This is a genomic window from Prauserella marina, assembly GCF_002240355.1.
Classification (GTDB): domain Bacteria; phylum Actinomycetota; class Actinomycetes; order Mycobacteriales; family Pseudonocardiaceae; genus Prauserella_A; species Prauserella_A marina.
The window spans coordinates 4,377,468-4,392,353 of sequence record NZ_CP016353.1 but is presented as its reverse complement, the minus strand read 5'-3'; the positions used below and the strand labels follow the sequence as shown (position 1 = coordinate 4,392,353).

Below are 14,886 nucleotides of genomic sequence, written 5' to 3'. Positions count from 1 at the left end.
ATCACATGACTACGGTGAACTGGACCGAAAACGGAACCCGAAGAACCGCGCTCTGGCGTGCGGGAAACGGCGCTCCAGTGCCACCTGGCATCGTCGTCGTCGACGATCGGCTTGCCGCATCCGCTGCCCTGCGGCTCGCCCGGTCAGGCTCGGGCCTGCTCTGGCGGGGTGACTTTCCCAACGCACGGCAGCTCATGAATGCCATGTCCCGTCGCCTCCCTCAACGAGTATCGCAAGAATCCGAACCCGCCGAAGTCTTTCGCGCCCACAGGCAGGCCCGCTCGGAGCGAGCGGCGCTACTGGGGAAAGTCCTGATCGCTCTGGAGCACGATTACTCGATTCGACTGCCCCGAGCACCGGACGTGACGGCAGCGTGCGAGCACGCCTTCGGGCAACCGGCCGACGATCGAGTCTCGCTTGTCTCGCTGCCCGAACTTGTCGGCGTCATCGGAGCCCACGAGTGGCATCGTAAAGGGATCGACATCGCCGCACTGGGCGCCCGGATCCACCCCTCGTACGGCGTCTTCGCTCCCACCCGCGACGAGTACGTCGATCTTGTCGCGGGCGTCGCCTTCCCGCAGGGCGTCGATCATCCCGTCGTGTTCGACATCGGCACCGGAACCGGCGTGCTCGCCGCCATCCTGGCAAAGCGCGGTGCCCGCGAAGTAGTGGCGACCGACATCAATCCTCGTGCGGTGCGGTGTGCCCGCGAGAACATGCGGCGACTTGGGTTTTCCGACCGGGGCCGAGTTGCCGAGGCCGACCTCTGGCCTGGCAGTCAACAGCGTGCCGACCTGATCGTGTGCAATCCGCCCTGGCTGCCCGGACACCCGACGTCTCCCTTGGAACTCGGGATCTACGACCCCGCCTCCGATGTGCTGAACCGCTTTCTCAGCGAACTTCCACAGCATCTGACGCCGAGGGGCGAAGGCTGGCTGATCCTGTCGGACCTCGCCGAACACCTCGGTCTCCGGACCCGTGACGAGCTTCTCGCACGCATCGGCGACGCCGGTCTCGTAGTCGCGGGCAGACACGAAACGTCCCCTCGCCACTCACGCAGCACCGACAGCACTGATCCGCTCCACGCTGCCAGGTCGCGCGAACGAACGGTCCTATGGCGACTGGCTCAAGGGGGCAGCTCCGGTCAATCCTGACCGACCTCGCGCCAGAATTGGCAGCGGTGCTCGCGGTCGAAATCGACCGGCCGAATCCCGCCGGCCCCGGTGTTCAAGGAAAGGACAGGCTCGCTGGTGCGGTGGAACCTGGGCCACCACGGCATGCCGGGGTTGTTGGGGTGGCCGTTGCGGGCGAATCCGGACCAGTACCGCACCATCCGATCCGACAGTCGTCGCTGGTCGGCCGTCAGTGCGCCGGTGCCGTAAGCGCCGTCGAACAGGTACTGCAATTCGCCGCCATGGAAGGCTCCGGTCGGGAAGCTCGGCCGGTCGACGCCTGCGAACCACGGCGCGTTCCGGTCGGCGAACTCGAAGGCGTACGTCGGTACATACCGCGCGAACAGCCGATCGGTGAACAGGGCCTGACAACCCCAGCTGGAGTCGGTGGCAACCTTCGAAAGGGCGATGCTCGGGTTCTGCCCGCCGAGCGGGTACTCAGCCAGTACACGATGTGCGTCGGTACCGAAGTTGGCGTGGATTTCCTTGGGATAATCGCCCGGTTGGAGCACCCGGCCGAGCATCAGTTCGAGTCCGGCGGTGAACGTGCGGTGTTCGTCGCGAGTGGTGCCGTGCATGACAGGAACCTGGTTGAACCGGCCGGACTTCAGCGCCTGCTCCGGGTCGCGGGGCAGCACCGAGTTGTCGCCGTGCACCGGCCCGAATCCGAAGCCCCCGTCGGGCATGTCCAGCAGTTGTGCCACCGTCTTGCCGCGAAGGCACGTGGCCAGCGTGGCCGCGTCGGTGCATCCGTGCTGTTCGGCCAGCGCCCGGCCGCGCCGCTCGGCGTCGTGGCTGGGTTGGAAACCCCAGTCGTTGAGGTAGGTCCTGCGCATCGTGCAAGCTCCACTTTGGATGATCGCGCGGTGGAACAGACCGGCTGATCCCGGCGAAAGCAAGTGAGCACAGGTGCTGGTGGCACCCGCCGACTCACCGAACACCGTGACGTTGCGAGAATCCCCGCCGAACGCGGCCACGTTGCGCTGCACCCAGCGCAGGGCGGCCTGCTGGTCCTCGATGCCGAAGTTGCCTGAGCCGGGAAGGTCCGGATGCGCAAGGAAGCCGAACACGTTGATCCGGTAGTTCACGGTCACCACGACCACGTCGCCGCCGATCGCGAGCGGGCGAGCACCATAAGGACGGCTCGATCCATTGGCGAAGCCATCGCCGTGCATGAACACCATGACCGGTCGCGGGCCTGCCGGTCGCGGGGGCGTGGTGACGTTGAGGAAAAGGCAGTCCTCGTCGATGCTGCCGCGATCATCGGGGAGGAAGCCCTGGTTCTGCGGGCAGGAGCTGCCCGGTTCGGTGGCATCGCGTACCCCGGACCACCTGGCGGCCGGCTGCGGTGAGCGCCAGCGCCGTTCACCGGTGGGCGGCGCGGCGTACGGGATTCCCTGGAACGAGCGGTGATCATCGGCGACGGTGCCGCGCACCGGGCCGTTGTCGGTCGACACGACGGCCGGGTCACCGCCCTGGCGGGACGCGGCTGCGACTTGCATGGATGTGGTTGCCAGAAGTCCGGCGAGGGCGAGCCCCACGATCATCCGGCGGCTCGGGGTGAGGTATTTTCGCATGAGCCAACGGTCATGCGGTCTCCGCCGCGACGGAATCCTGCCAGCCATCCGGTCTGGGTAGGGCTTTCCCTACCGCCGCGAGCTGGAGGCGTTCGTCAACCCGCTGGAGTAATTTCGTCGGTCTGAAACCGCCGCACCCGCACTCGCCGTCAGCGCCAGGCCAGGCCGGAACCACCCGGGGAGATCGGCGAACAGCTCACCGCCGGTAACCCGGCGAGCGCCACGAACACGCCGATCGTGTCCACCCTGGATCAGTGGCGGATGCGGGCCCGGTCTCGGGCGTGCGCGCTCTCGCCATCCAGTCTGCGGTCTCGTCATCGGCGTTGTGGAGCTTGAACCTCTGCTCAAGCCACCTCATGGCGCGCCCCCTTCGTGGGCGGCGGAGCAACAGGTGAGGCGGGCGCACCCGAGTGTCCTCAAGGTCGCGGCCGTGTTGGCTCGTCGCGTGGGAAGCCGGTTGCTCGCGCTGCTCAGCTTGTGCCGTCGGCATGAGTGTTCGGTGCCCCCGGGGTGGTGGTCTCGTCCTGCTTTTCGTCGGTTTCCGGGTGGACCCACCACACCAGCAGGCACAGCGCGGCGATACCGGCGAGTACGACGGGGACCCAGATGTTGCCGAAGCCGATGAACGCCGCGAACCCGTTCTCAGGCTCGTGTTCCACCGTCGGCCAGCCGGTGCTGAGCCATCCGAAACCGGCGCCGATGCCGAGGGCGACCGCTCCACATGCGTAGGCGACGGCTTCCGGATCGTTGATGGAGCGACGGGAGACCGCGGTCACCGCGTAGGTGATGAGCCCACCGACCAGCCCGACGAGGAGCATCACGATCAGCCCGCCGCGTGGGATGCCGTGGGGGAGCGGGTCGATGCTGGCGTCGGTGATTTCTCCGATGTACCCGAGCTGGTTGGCCAGCGCGTTGTCCAGTGCACCGACCCGGAACACGTCATACAGCGACGCCAGCCACGCTCCAAGGAGCGCCCCACAGATCACCAGCAGCATCGTCGCGATGATCGTGCCCGGCGTATGTGTGCGTCTGGTCGGATTCGCCATGCGGCCGATTCTCGCCTGACCAGGGCCGAACAGGCTATCGGTCCTCGGAAAACGGCGCTGCCCAGACCTGATGGGGAGCCGGAGTTCGGCGATGGCACGGAGCCTCGTACAGATCGGTGGGCGGGGAGCCTTTGTTTGGGCACTGGCTCGATTACCCCGCCAGCAGGTCGACCGAGCCTGTCGCGGGTGGTATAGAACCGTTGTGCCGCCGGAACCTTCGGCTATGCTCACTCGTACTTTCCTGCAACTGCCGAGCGATGGAGAGCATGTCGCACTGGACGAACTGGGTGGAACTGGGGTCCTGGGTGGCGGCGATAATAGGTACGCTGGTCGCTGTCGCTATGGCCGTGCAAGCATCGAATAGCTTTCGGATGAAGGCGACGCTGGATATGGCGAGGCCCTTCGTCCGCGCGTTGGCGCTGTCCCTGGACAGGCCGGATATCCTGGATGCGTACGAATCCGAGTGGGCGACCGCGAAGGAAATCCTGCGCAAGAAGACACGCCGCAAGCTCATTGTGGCGGGATTGGCATTTGCCCTACCGGCAACGGGAGTCGGCGCGGCTTTACTTCTTCCTTCTCTTCCTCCTTCACCCTTCGAGATACGATTCTCCGTCGGCGACGCCGCACAGCAGGAATGTGTGACAAGGGGTCGCGACTGGGCAACTACGATTACATGTACCAACCACTGGTCCCTTGGCTCGTCGGGGCAGAGGATCAAGGCACAGGCCAACCCCATGAGGCAGGCACGCCAGACAGAACTGGACGTCGTCGTTGATGGCTGCTCGAGCCGCGCGCAGGTTCGGTGGGAGCTTCTCGCCGACGGCGAAGCTCTCGGCAACGGCATAGCCGGTTCTGGGAGTCAGGAACCAAAACTGAACGTGCCCAGGGGCACCTCGTCGCTCGTCATTCGAGCCGAGCGGACCGATGATGATTCGTGCTCCGCGGAACTCGTCGTCAAGGCCGTCGTGTGGCCTTGAAGCCCATGTCGAAATGCTGACCGATCCGACAGAGCGAACCCGCTATTGTGAACCGCAAGACCCAACGAGGACGGTGAACCCGTGAATGTTTCCGGTTCGAAGAATGGAGTCGTCTGGTTCCTGGAAGTCTTCCGTGAGTCGGACGAGCTACTCGACTGGAGGGTTTCCTTGGACGATGTGTCGCGGGCTTCTCTTGGTGAAGCGGTTGGGATCGACATGTCAGGGCCCGGTAGTTACGAGTTGTCGGCGCGGCAGGCCAAGGTTGTTCTGGAGAAATTCTATCGGGGTTCGGCAAAAGAATTTGATCTTGATGAGAAAAAATACTCGTTCTTTGTGGCGGACTATGCCAAGACGTGAGCAGGTACCTCGAAGCCGAGGGAGACAAGATTCATTTTGAGAATGACCAACCGCCCGCCGCCGGTGCTCAACCTGCCCACCATGTCCTGGACCAATGCACCGGCACCTGAGTAGGTGCTGTTGCACCTGCCGTAGCGGCATGTGATGTCGTGGAGGCACCACGGCACGAAAGGCTCCCTCCGCGATGCACTTCTCCTTCACGTCTCCCTACCAGGTCAAGATCGGTGATGCGGCCGCGTTCGCCGGGACGACACCGCGCGCGATTCGCCACTACCACGAGATCGGTTTGCTGCCGGAGCCCGAGCGGGGCGCGGACGGCCGTCGCCGTTACGGCTACGACGACATGATCCGCTTGCTGTGGATCCGCAGGATGGCAGAGGCCGGCATCAGCCTGGACGACATGCGGGCCGCCTTCGACGAAACCCGGAACATCGAGGAGAGCCTGGGCCGGCTGGAGGAAACCCTGGCTGCCAAGGAGGCCGGCATCAAACGCCAGCGCGCCGTCGTCCAGCGTCTGCGGGCAGTGGGCAGCCCGCTAGGGCTGCTCTCCAAACTGGTGACGGACCGGCTCAGCCACCTGCCCCCAGGCGCGCTGCGCCGCTCCGACCTTGACACCTTGCTGGTCACGGAACGACTTTTCGGCCCGCTGGGCGCCGCTGTTCAGGCAAGCGTGTTCATCGTGCTAGCCACCCACCCCGACCTGCGAGCCGAGGACGACCGGCTCGACGCAGCCGAGGCCGCCCTCGACGACGGCGTCGATCCCCATAACCCCCGCGTCGAAGAACTCGCCGCACAGCGGCACGCCCACAACAAAGCTATGGAGAAGGCCAGCGAAGCAGACGGGCTGGACATCGACGAGGAGAAGCTCTTCGAGACCTACGACGCCGATCTGAAGGGCGAGGAGCCTGCGCGCATGAGCCTCTCCGAAGCGGTCACGAAGATGCCCTACGGCTTCTCTCCCGCCCGAATCCGCTGCATGGAACTCGCGGCGGAACTCCTGGCCCAGGACCACGCCGCGGACAACTGATCTCCCGCTCCGGGCTGAACCGGAAATTTGCACTGGCGCTCGAACATCGCTTGCGGGGCGCGGCCGGTTGAGCCGGGCCCGACAAAGGTTTTGCCAAAGGCAACGTCAGGCTGGACACTCCGACACAACACCAGCGGCAGGCAAAGGAGCAGGTGGTGGCGTTAGTCAGAAAGGGGTCTCGGCGTATCGTCGTGGACGGCGACAGCTATCGGTGGCGTATACGTCACAAGCCGAGCTACAGCCAGGGCAACGGCTGGACGCCGTTGACGTTCGCAGTGGAGGCCACAGCAGGTTCTGGAACGATACTCGTCGTCCGGACCAGCCAACCCCACCCTGGGAACTGGTTTGGCCTGCGGTCAAAGCCAGTTCTTCCAGCCGACGTTGCACGCGCCGTACGAACCGCACGCGCCCAAGGCTGGACGCCATCCGCCCACGGTACCCCGTTCGTCCTCGAACTCCCCGACGCGCTTGATGCCCCTTCGCCCTAGTCGCGGTCTCTGCACAGGTCCACCCATGCCGATGTCCACATAGGTCGAACTTCCAGCTCGTCTCGTCCGCTACGAACGAGCCAGTCTGATCGTCATCTCGAACAAGCTGTTCGGCCGCTGGAGCGAGGTCTTCGTGCGGTGGTTCGCCATCCGAGTGTCGTGCGTGGCCGGTGGTTTCTTCGGCGGTCGTTGGTTCCGCGCTGTGGCTGTCGGCCACGTGCACGAGTCGTGGGTAGCGACTGGCGCGGTCAACCAAGGTGATCACCGCGGAGTGGTTCGCGCGGCCCATGTTCAGGTCGCCTCCCCAAACGCAGGGCGGGTCGGTGCCTGACCGCTGAGGATGATCGTCGCTGGCTCGCTTGCTTCGCGAGATCGACCGTGTCGCTGTTTTTCCGCCGTACCAAGGCCGGTCGGCCGCCGCTGACTCCTTACGAGATGGCCCGTTTCGCACGGTGGCGACCATGTGTCGGCCACGGTTGCTGAACTCGTTGTCTACGCAAGCGCGAGGGAAGCATGGCGGTGGGCATGAGTTCGCATCGAAGCCTCTCCGCGGACGCGGTGGTCGGGATCGACTGCGTGGTCTCGGTATGCTTGATGTGTCGGAAGGCTGCGGTGCGTTCACTTGCCTTCGCAACATCTCGTCCCCCGAAAGTGAACCAAGTACTTCGGCCTTCAGCTCTGTCGCTTGTGGCGTATGGCGCGCGATGATGCGGGTATGGGAAGTGGATCCGGTGGCGGGGGTTATCCGCCGGTCGAGCCGTACGAATCGGGATTACTGGAGGTCGGTGACGGCCATTCGGTGTATTGGGAGGTGTCGGGAGATCCCGGCGGCAAGCCGGCTGTCGCTCTGCATGGTGGCCCCGGTTCGGGAAGTTCCGCGAGGATGCGGAGTTTGTTTGATCCGGACCGTTATCGCGTGGTCCTGTTCGACCAGCGCAATTCCGGGCGCAGTATCCCGTCGGCGGCCGATCCGGTGGTCGACCTGTCGGCCAACACGACCCAGCACCTCATCGACGACATGGAATCCTTGCGGGTTCACCTGGGGATCGAGCGGTGGCTGGTGTGGGGTGCCTCGTGGGGAGTGACACTCGCGCTGGCCTACGCGCAGACGCACCCGGAGCGGGTGAGCGAGTTGGTGCTCGCGGCTGTAACCAGCGGCGAGCGGCACGACTGGATCACCAGGGACATGGGCCGCGTTTTCCCGCGTGAGTGGGAACGCTTCCGCGACGGCGTGCCCTCCGGCGAGCGTGACGGTGACCTGTCGGCCGCCTACAGTCGGCTCCTCCACGATCCTGACCCCAAAGTCAGGGCCGTGGCCGCACGCGGCTGGTGCGAGTGGGAGGACACCCACATGTCGCTGGCCCCTGACGCCGCACCGTATCTGTCGGTCGCCGATCCGGCGTTTCAGCTGGCGTTCGCTCGTATCGTGACCCACTACTGGTCCAACGGCAGTTTCCTGGATGAGGGGCAGCTCCTGCGTGACATCGAGCGGCTTCACGGCATTCCCGCGGTGTTGATTCACGGGCGCTACGACGTCAGCGGCCCGCTCGACACCGCTTGGGTGCTGCATCGCGCCTGGCCTGGAAGCGAGCTGGTGGTTCTCGACGACACCGGGCACCGTGGCGGAAGCATGGCTGCGGCGATCACCGCCGCCACCGACCGCTTCGCCGGAAATCAGCGCAAGTAGTTGTCGGGCCCTATTGCTGCTTCACGCTCAGGGCAACCTCCTGAGATCCGACGGGCTGGTGCTGCGAGGTCTGCCTCCCGACGCAGGCGTGACAGCCCTCTGGAGTCCGTCGGAGTGGCACGCCCGGACCGCCCAAGTATGTCGATCTTGAGGAGGACGAGGCCGGGATTCGCGAGGTGGCTGCCGAAGTGGTGCCCGAGCTGACCAGGTGCGCACAAATACCCCGGGACACCGTGCCTCCCGCGGTTTCTGGGCGCGGTTCTGCGCAGGTTGATCCTCCCAAAATGCTCCCAGGTTCTGCCTCCTTGTTGGTCTGTGTACGTGGATGACGGAGCTGTTCGTTGAACCTTGGAGTCCTGGGAACGTGCCGCCACCTTGGTGGTCGTGGCTGGCCATTCGAAGCGACCGATCCGATGGTCGGTAGCTAGCCAAATCCGTCGACACGACTCTCAAGCAAGTCGGCTGACGGCGATGTAGACGAAGGGGTTCTGCAGCGGGCGGGAACAGCCGCAGGCAACTTTCTTCCAGCGGGCCGGCGGCGGTCATGGAGGTGCCGCGGTATCGCCAGCGGGCCGGAAACCACCCTACGGATGTAGGAAGGACACCAATCTGTCGCTGGTCCTGTTGGGGCGCCCGAGAACCCCACGTCGGGTGGGAAAGACCCCGGTGATTGTGAGGGTGCCGTCCGCCCCGGCGCATGACACCCTCGGCGTGCCCGCGCGGGGGAGATGTCTGTCCGGCGGTTCCTCGCAGGCGCTGGGGACAATCCCCCTGCGAGGAAGACAACACACTCAAGCGTGCTTCCGGCTGGAGCGTCGGATCACCTCCGCACGTTTGCGTGGCTCCCGAGGCGTGCTGTCAGTAGGCTCAAGCGAATCCGGCTATCAGAAGGATCGAACCGGAGGGATGTCAGAGCTAGTCGGAGACCTTCCGGTCCGGACTGGCGTCCCCCGGGGACTCTGATCGCGGGGCTCCCATCGCCGGAGTCTCGCGACGAACAAAGAACGCTCAGGGCTGTTACGTGATGTCCAGCGTCCCAGCTGCGCAGCATCGTCGCGTTTCGTTGGAGGTCAACGTGCAGGACTCGGCGCTTCTCGAAGTCGGACTACCGATAGCCCTGGCGATCGTCATGCTGGGTCTTGGACTCACGCTGACGGTCGAGGACTTCCGTCGTATTGGCCGAGCTCCCCGCGCTGTCTTCGTTGCGCTCGCCATCCAGGTCACGTTGTTGCCCGCGGTGGCCTTCGCGCTCGTCGTGGTGTTTGATTTGGCGCCGCTCCTCGCCGTGGGCGTCATGCTGCTTGCGTCATCGCCAGGAGGGTCGACGGCAAATCTCTTCAGCCACCTCTTCGGGGGCGACGTCGCACTCAATCTCACCCTCACCGCTGTGAACTCGGTCATCGCCGTCGTGAGCGTTCCTGTCATCACCAACCTCGCGGTCGATTACTTCGATGTCACGGGCGAACTCGGGCTTCAGCTCGACAAGATTGCTCAAGTGGTGGCGGTTGTGCTGCTGCCGGTCGTCATCGGCATGCTCGTGAAGCGCCGGGCGCCCGGTCTTGCCGATCGGGCCAACCGTCCGGTTCGGATATTCTCGATCATGGTCTTGGTGGGAGTCGCCGCTGGCGCTCTTGTAGCCGAGCGCGCCAACCTTGCCGAGTACCTCCGGAGTGTCGGCGTGGTGACCGCGTTGTTCTGCGTCATGAGTTTGGCTGCCGGGTACGCCGGCGCGCGACTTGCGCGCCTGGACGAACGTCAAGCCATCGCGAGCGCCATGGAGATCGGAATTCACAACACCACCATGGCGCTTACGATTGCGCTCAGCGTGATGCAGAGTAGTGAAATTGCTATTCCAGCGGCGGTTTACAGCATTGTCATGTACCCCTTGGCGGCCGTTTTCGGCTTCATGGTCGTTCGAGGGTCCATGCGGCGCCGGACGGACGGCGCCAGATGATTCCCGGGTTTCTGGCGGTCTCAGGCGATCGGGAATTGAGCGGAGACGCGCCTCAAGGGTTTGCTGGTGACCACTGACGTGGGATAGCCGAGCCGCACGTACCGATGTTCTTCACCAAGACCGGGTCGCCGTTCGCATGTGTGGGTGTTGCCTGTCATGCGGCTGTGATACGCCGGAACTTGCTTGCATGGAACACCGGCGGCTCGACGGTGTGGTTGGCACGGAAGCCGTGGATCCGCAGCAATACGATGACGTGATCACCTGCCTAACTTCGGATCCGCCGTGGCAGGGCGCCGGGTGTTGTCGTGGGCGACACTGCCGGGGCGGCCCTGCGGGCCGCACGGTGTGGCGACCAGTTCCGTGCGATGCCTTGCTGTCGAACCCGTCGAGCGCCCTATGTGGACGGTCAGTTCATGGACGGCCGGTCGGGTGCGGCCAGGGACGCCAGGGATGAACACATTTGGGGTGAGTACAGGTAAGGCAAGATCAACTGCTCCCAATCGTGCTCCCAAACACGAGAAAACCCCCACTCGGTGATGATCACCGCTGGGGGTTTGACCTGCAACAACAAGTGGTGCGCGATACTGGGATCGAACCAGTGACCTCTACCGTGTCAAGGTAGCGCTCTTCCGCTGAGCTAATCGCGCGAGGCGGAGACGGGAATCGAACCCGTGTACAGGGCTTTGCAGGCCCTTGCCTGAACCACTCGGCCACTCCGCCGTGCTGCGTGGATCTGACAGACGCCTGATCCAACTGCGGAATGCCCGCCGCAGTCGAGCGGACGACGGGACTCGAACCCGCGACCCTCACCTTGGCAAGGTGATGCGCTACCAGCTGCGCTACGTCCGCATTCCCCAACTTTGGGCTGTGAAGCCCTCCGTTGTGGTGTGTGCAGAACTGTATCGGACCGCCGAAACAGTTCGTGCACGGGGGGTGGTCAACGTGTATCCAGGCGCTCTCATCAGCTCATATCGTTCGGGATCAAGTGGGTGAGCGCGTCGTCGACGTCGACCCACAGGTGCTCGTTGCCGGGCAGGACGACGTCATAGGTGCGGTCCAGGAAGTCGGCCAGCTCCTGAGCGGAAGCCTCGAACATCGCGTGCCCCGAAGGGGAGTTCAGTTCGATGAGCACCGACTCGGGGTCCTCGACGGAAGGACGGATACGCACGTCGCCGTCGCCGGCATCGGCCAGCAGGCCGTCGGCGAGCAGGTCCCGTGCGTACACCCATTCCACCCAGCCGGCGCGGCCGGTGCGGAAGGCCGCGACCACCGCGTACGGGTCGCGGGTGTCGTAGCGCAGCTCCACCTTCACCGGAACGGGAGGTGTCCGCGGTGCCAGCAGATCGAACACTGCTGTGGACCGCAGCGTCACGTGATCGTTTCGCATGGTCTTCCCCTTCTGCTCCCTTCCCGGCCGGACGGCCGAGGATTGATGGTGAGACGCACCGAGTATCCAGCTCGCTCGCCGTTCTCGGTCAGATCACACTTATGTGTAACCTCTTCAACCCGTCCCATCATCACTCTCGGCTCATCGGCCTCCGCGTGTGGCCCCGTGATCGTTCACGCGTACATATTGCTCGGTTTGCCGCGTCGGCGGTAGAACCGTCGCGCGAATGTTGCAGGTGACGTCCGTTCGGGCGGCACGCTGTCTTCCTTGTGTCACAGCCATTAGCTGGTGTTTCTACGCTGAGTGCCGACTGGTGCGCGCAGCGTGTGTGGCATCGGACCACCCGTTTGCCGGGGGCCAAGAGGCGTCCGGTACAGTCTGTTCTCACACCGCGAGGGGGCGATTAGCTCAGCGGAAGAGCGCTTCGTTCACACCGAAGAGGTCACTGGTTCGAACCCAGTATCGCCCACCCTGGAGTTTTATCTGGCAAGGCCCGGCAGTTGACTGCCGGGCCTTTTCCTTGCGATTGGCCACTCCGTTATTTTCAACCACGAGCGGCGCTCACTGATTCCGAACGTGAAGCACGCCACAATGATGCTCGTCATCGCAACCTCCGGCGCTCCGTCGAAACTCGTCCACAGTGGACATGTCGGGTGTTGTTGCCCGCATCGCGCGCGGACTCGACGGTCATTGATCAACTGACTACGTTAGGTAGTTGGTTGCCCTATCTCCATGATCACTCTTCGTCACCATTCTGTTATGGCGCCCCGGCCGGGCAGATCGCCTGAATGGCCGGTATTTGAGGCGTGGCCTTGTAACAGTGCGCCGAGCGTGACCGATACCACCCCAAGAATTCCCCGTTCGATTACTGAGAGTGTAACCGAAATGGTTACCGTGTGGAGTCGTCTTCGGCGTCCGACCCCGCGCCGAAGGCCCCACAACTGAACAACGCGGGAGGCTTCATGGATGAGTCGGTGTGGCCGCCAACGCCGCCGGAACGCGGCCAGCCACGCATCGGCTCCCGATCATCTCCGGCCCGCTCGCTGGGTGTCGTCGATGGGCGAGTGCTGAGGGCCATGGCCGTGAGCCCCACGATGGTGTGGGAACGGCGATATCGGGATCTCGTCATCGTCTGCGACATCGTGACCACGTTGTTCGTCGTCGCCGTCGCGACCGCGCTGATCGGCGGGTTGCACCGCCTCGACGAGGCACACGCGCTGGGCACCATCGCCGCCGTGTTGTGCTCGCTCCCGGTGAGCAGGGCGTGGAGCCAGAACTGTCTCGGCGAGGGCACGGAGGAATTCCGCAGGGTCGGCCAGGGGCTGCTCGTCGCGGGAGTGCTCGTCGCGCTCGGCGGATTGCTCGCCGGCGCGCTCGAAGTGAAGCCATGGGTTTTCTATGTGGTGCCGGGTGTCGCGGCCGCGATCTTCCCCGAGCGCTACCTGCTGCGCAGATTCCTGCACAGAAAGCGACGCATGGGGGAGTGCCTGCTGCCGGTCATCGTGGCCGGTCACCCGGACACCGTCCTCGATCTGATCGAGCGCACCAAGGCCGCCTCGCACGTCGGCTGGCGGGTGGAGGCGGTGTGCACGCCGCCGGGAGCAGGGGCAACCGACGTTCTTGGCGTTCCCGTGATGGGAGGGCTCGACGATCTCGCCGAGCATGTCCGCCGAGGCGGATATCGCGTCGTCGTCGTCACGGCGGATCAGTACTGGACGCCAAGGCGGTTGCAGCAACTCGCCTGGGATCTGGAGGGCACCTCGGCCGATCTCGTCGTCGCGCCGACGCTGATGGAGATCGCGGGTCCCCGGCTCAACGTTTCCGGCGTCTTCGGAATGCCGCTGCTGCGTGTCACGGCGCCGGCCTTCCGCGGTTTTCGCAGGGTCATCAAGGAATTCGTCGACAAGCTCGGCGCCGCACTGTTGTTGCTGGCGGCGGCACCGGTGATGGCGGCCATCGCGATCGCGGTGAAACTCGGCGACTGGGGACCGGTGATCTACCGGCAGCGCCGCGTCGGCCGCGACGGTCAGACGTTCACGATGTTCAAGTTCCGCACGATGGTCACCGGTGCCCACGGCAAGCGCGGCAGGCTCACCTCCGATCACGACAGCGCGGGACCGTTGTTCAAGATGCGGCACGATCCGAGGGTCACCAGAGTGGGTGCCCTGCTGCGCAGGTACTCGGTCGACGAACTGCCTCAGCTCGTCAACGTGCTGCGCGGGCACATGTCGTTGGTGGGGCCCCGGCCGCCGCTTCCGGAGGAGACCGAACAGTACGCGCCCGAGGTGCATCGCAAGCTGTTGGTGAAGCCGGGGCTGACCGGGCTGTGGCAGGTCAGCGGCCGCAGCGAACTGTCGTGGGAGGAGAGCGTCCGGCTCGACCTGAGATACGTCGAGGACTGGTCGCTGGCGCTGGACATGGCGATTCTGTGGAAGACGCTGCGGGCCGTCATCGTCGGCAGAGGCGCTTACTAGGCACGATCGTCGGCTTGTGAGGCTCCCCATAACCGTCACGAGAAATAGTGCAGCGTTCAACCATGTTGACGCTCGCAGTACCCGTGATGGAAAGGGATGGAGCATGACCTCGACCACGACCGCCGCCGACGCCACGTTGACGATTCCCGCTGACGTGCAGGATCTCTTGTTCCGCGAGGCCCGCACCGCGAACTCGTTCAGCGACGAACCGGTGACCGAGCAGCAGGTCAAGGCGATCTACGACCTGGTGAAGTGGGCGCCGACGTCGATGAACATCCAGCCGCTGCGTGCCCTCGTCGTGCGCTCGGCTGAGGGCAAGCGCAGGCTGCTGCCGCACATCGCCGAGGGCAACAGGGTCAAGACGGAGAATGCTCCGCTGAACGTGGTGCTCGCGGCCGACACCGACTTCCACGAGAACCTCCCGAAGGTCTTCCCCCACAAGCCGGACGCGAAGAACCTGTTCAGCGACGGCGAGCAGCGCGCGAGGACCGCGAAGCTCAACGCGCTGCTCCAGGTCGGCTACTTCATCCTCGGGGTGAGGGCGGCCGGTCTCGCCGCGGGCCCGATGACCGGTTTCGACGCGGCGGGAATCGACGGAGAGTTCTTTTCCGGCAACGCATGGCAGTCGCTCGTCGTGATCAACGTCGGCAAGCCGGGGGACGACCCGTGGTTCGACCGGTTGCCCCGGTTGGATTACGACGAGGTCGTCACCGCCGCCTGAGGTGAGGGGGGCGAACCGG

11 protein-coding genes and 4 tRNA genes are annotated in these 14,886 nt (G+C 64.8%); 9 read left to right on the top strand and 6 right to left on the bottom strand.

What is annotated here, in order from left to right:
* Positions 1-5: 5 nt before the first annotated feature.
* Positions 6-1,154 (top strand): methyltransferase, encoded by a 1,149-nt coding sequence (locus tag BAY61_RS20650; protein WP_091810006.1) that lies wholly within the window; start codon positions 6-8, stop codon positions 1,152-1,154.
* Here BAY61_RS20650 and BAY61_RS20645 read toward each other — a convergent pair.
* Entirely contained in the window at positions 1,145-2,749 is a 1,605-nt protein-coding gene (locus tag BAY61_RS20645; RefSeq protein ID WP_211323529.1) for a carboxylesterase/lipase family protein, read from the bottom strand. The two genes, BAY61_RS20650 and BAY61_RS20645, sit on opposite strands and share 10 nt — an antisense overlap.
* Before the next feature lie 470 nt (positions 2,750-3,219).
* The gene (locus BAY61_RS20640; RefSeq protein WP_091810003.1) at positions 3,220-3,795 is read right to left on the bottom strand and encodes a hypothetical protein; all 576 of its coding nucleotides are present in this window, start codon (positions 3,793-3,795) and stop codon (positions 3,220-3,222) included.
* 266 nt (positions 3,796-4,061) lie between these two features.
* Between BAY61_RS20640 and BAY61_RS33025 the strand changes: the two genes are divergently transcribed.
* The 5 genes from BAY61_RS33025 (at position 4,062) to BAY61_RS20605 (ending at position 10,285) form a co-directional block, all read left to right on the top strand.
* Complete coding sequence (locus BAY61_RS33025) at positions 4,062-4,772, top strand: hypothetical protein (protein WP_143021458.1); 711 nt, start codon at positions 4,062-4,064, stop codon at positions 4,770-4,772.
* 81 nt (positions 4,773-4,853) lie between these two features.
* Positions 4,854-5,129 (top strand): hypothetical protein, encoded by a 276-nt coding sequence (locus BAY61_RS20625; RefSeq protein WP_091809999.1) that lies wholly within the window; start codon positions 4,854-4,856, stop codon positions 5,127-5,129.
* Between the two features lie 184 nt (positions 5,130-5,313).
* A complete protein-coding gene (locus BAY61_RS20620) occupies positions 5,314-6,156 on the top strand; it encodes a MerR family transcriptional regulator (RefSeq protein WP_091809997.1) in 843 nt (280 codons plus the stop codon).
* Positions 6,157-7,359: 1,203 nt separating this feature from the next.
* The gene (gene pip / locus BAY61_RS20610) at positions 7,360-8,331 is read left to right on the top strand and encodes a prolyl aminopeptidase (RefSeq protein ID WP_091809994.1); all 972 of its coding nucleotides are present in this window, start codon (positions 7,360-7,362) and stop codon (positions 8,329-8,331) included.
* 1,063 nt (positions 8,332-9,394) lie between these two features.
* On the top strand, positions 9,395-10,285 hold the full coding sequence (locus BAY61_RS20605; protein WP_245865284.1) for a bile acid:sodium symporter family protein: 891 nt from the start codon (positions 9,395-9,397) through the stop codon (positions 10,283-10,285).
* Positions 10,286-10,857: 572 nt separating this feature from the next.
* Here BAY61_RS20605 and BAY61_RS20600 read toward each other — a convergent pair.
* From BAY61_RS20600 to BAY61_RS20585, 4 genes are all read right to left on the bottom strand, one after another.
* A tRNA-Val gene (locus tag BAY61_RS20600) sits at positions 10,858-10,932 on the bottom strand.
* A gap of 1 nt (position 10,933) precedes the next feature.
* Positions 10,934-11,005 (bottom strand) — tRNA-Cys (locus BAY61_RS20595).
* 56 nt (positions 11,006-11,061) lie between these two features.
* A tRNA-Gly gene (locus BAY61_RS20590) sits at positions 11,062-11,134 on the bottom strand.
* Positions 11,135-11,246: 112 nt separating this feature from the next.
* Positions 11,247-11,672 (bottom strand): SsgA family sporulation/cell division regulator, encoded by a 426-nt coding sequence (locus BAY61_RS20585; RefSeq protein WP_091809993.1) that lies wholly within the window; start codon positions 11,670-11,672, stop codon positions 11,247-11,249.
* Between the two features lie 397 nt (positions 11,673-12,069).
* On the opposite strand from BAY61_RS20585, the gene BAY61_RS20580 reads away from it, so the two are divergent.
* The 3 genes from BAY61_RS20580 (at position 12,070) to BAY61_RS20570 (ending at position 14,867) form a co-directional block, all read left to right on the top strand.
* A tRNA-Val gene (locus BAY61_RS20580) sits at positions 12,070-12,141 on the top strand.
* Positions 12,142-12,634: 493 nt separating this feature from the next.
* The gene (locus BAY61_RS20575) at positions 12,635-14,146 is read left to right on the top strand and encodes a sugar transferase (RefSeq protein WP_091810252.1); all 1,512 of its coding nucleotides are present in this window, start codon (positions 12,635-12,637) and stop codon (positions 14,144-14,146) included.
* A gap of 103 nt (positions 14,147-14,249) precedes the next feature.
* Complete coding sequence (locus BAY61_RS20570; RefSeq protein WP_091809991.1) at positions 14,250-14,867, top strand: malonic semialdehyde reductase; 618 nt, start codon at positions 14,250-14,252, stop codon at positions 14,865-14,867.
* Positions 14,868-14,886: the final 19 nt, after the last annotated feature.

What these genes read in the sequence shown, in the direction of transcription:
- BAY61_RS20650 (WP_091810006.1), top strand. Translation starts at nt 6, where the DNA reads ATGACTACGGTGAACTGGACCGAAAACGGAACCCGAAGAACCGCGCTC.
- BAY61_RS20645 (WP_211323529.1), bottom strand. Translation starts at nt 2,749, where the DNA reads ATGCGAAAATACCTCACCCCGAGCCGCCGGATGATCGTGGGGCTCGCC.
- BAY61_RS20640 (WP_091810003.1), bottom strand. Translation starts at nt 3,795, where the DNA reads ATGGCGAATCCGACCAGACGCACACATACGCCGGGCACGATCATCGCG.
- BAY61_RS33025 (WP_143021458.1), top strand. Translation starts at nt 4,062, where the DNA reads ATGTCGCACTGGACGAACTGGGTGGAACTGGGGTCCTGGGTGGCGGCG.
- BAY61_RS20620 (WP_091809997.1), top strand. Translation starts at nt 5,314, where the DNA reads ATGCACTTCTCCTTCACGTCTCCCTACCAGGTCAAGATCGGTGATGCG.
- pip (WP_091809994.1), top strand. Translation starts at nt 7,360, where the DNA reads ATGGGAAGTGGATCCGGTGGCGGGGGTTATCCGCCGGTCGAGCCGTAC.
- BAY61_RS20585 (WP_091809993.1), bottom strand. Translation starts at nt 11,672, where the DNA reads ATGCGAAACGATCACGTGACGCTGCGGTCCACAGCAGTGTTCGATCTG.
- BAY61_RS20575 (WP_091810252.1), top strand. Translation starts at nt 12,635, where the DNA reads ATGGATGAGTCGGTGTGGCCGCCAACGCCGCCGGAACGCGGCCAGCCA.
- BAY61_RS20570 (WP_091809991.1), top strand. Translation starts at nt 14,250, where the DNA reads ATGACCTCGACCACGACCGCCGCCGACGCCACGTTGACGATTCCCGCT.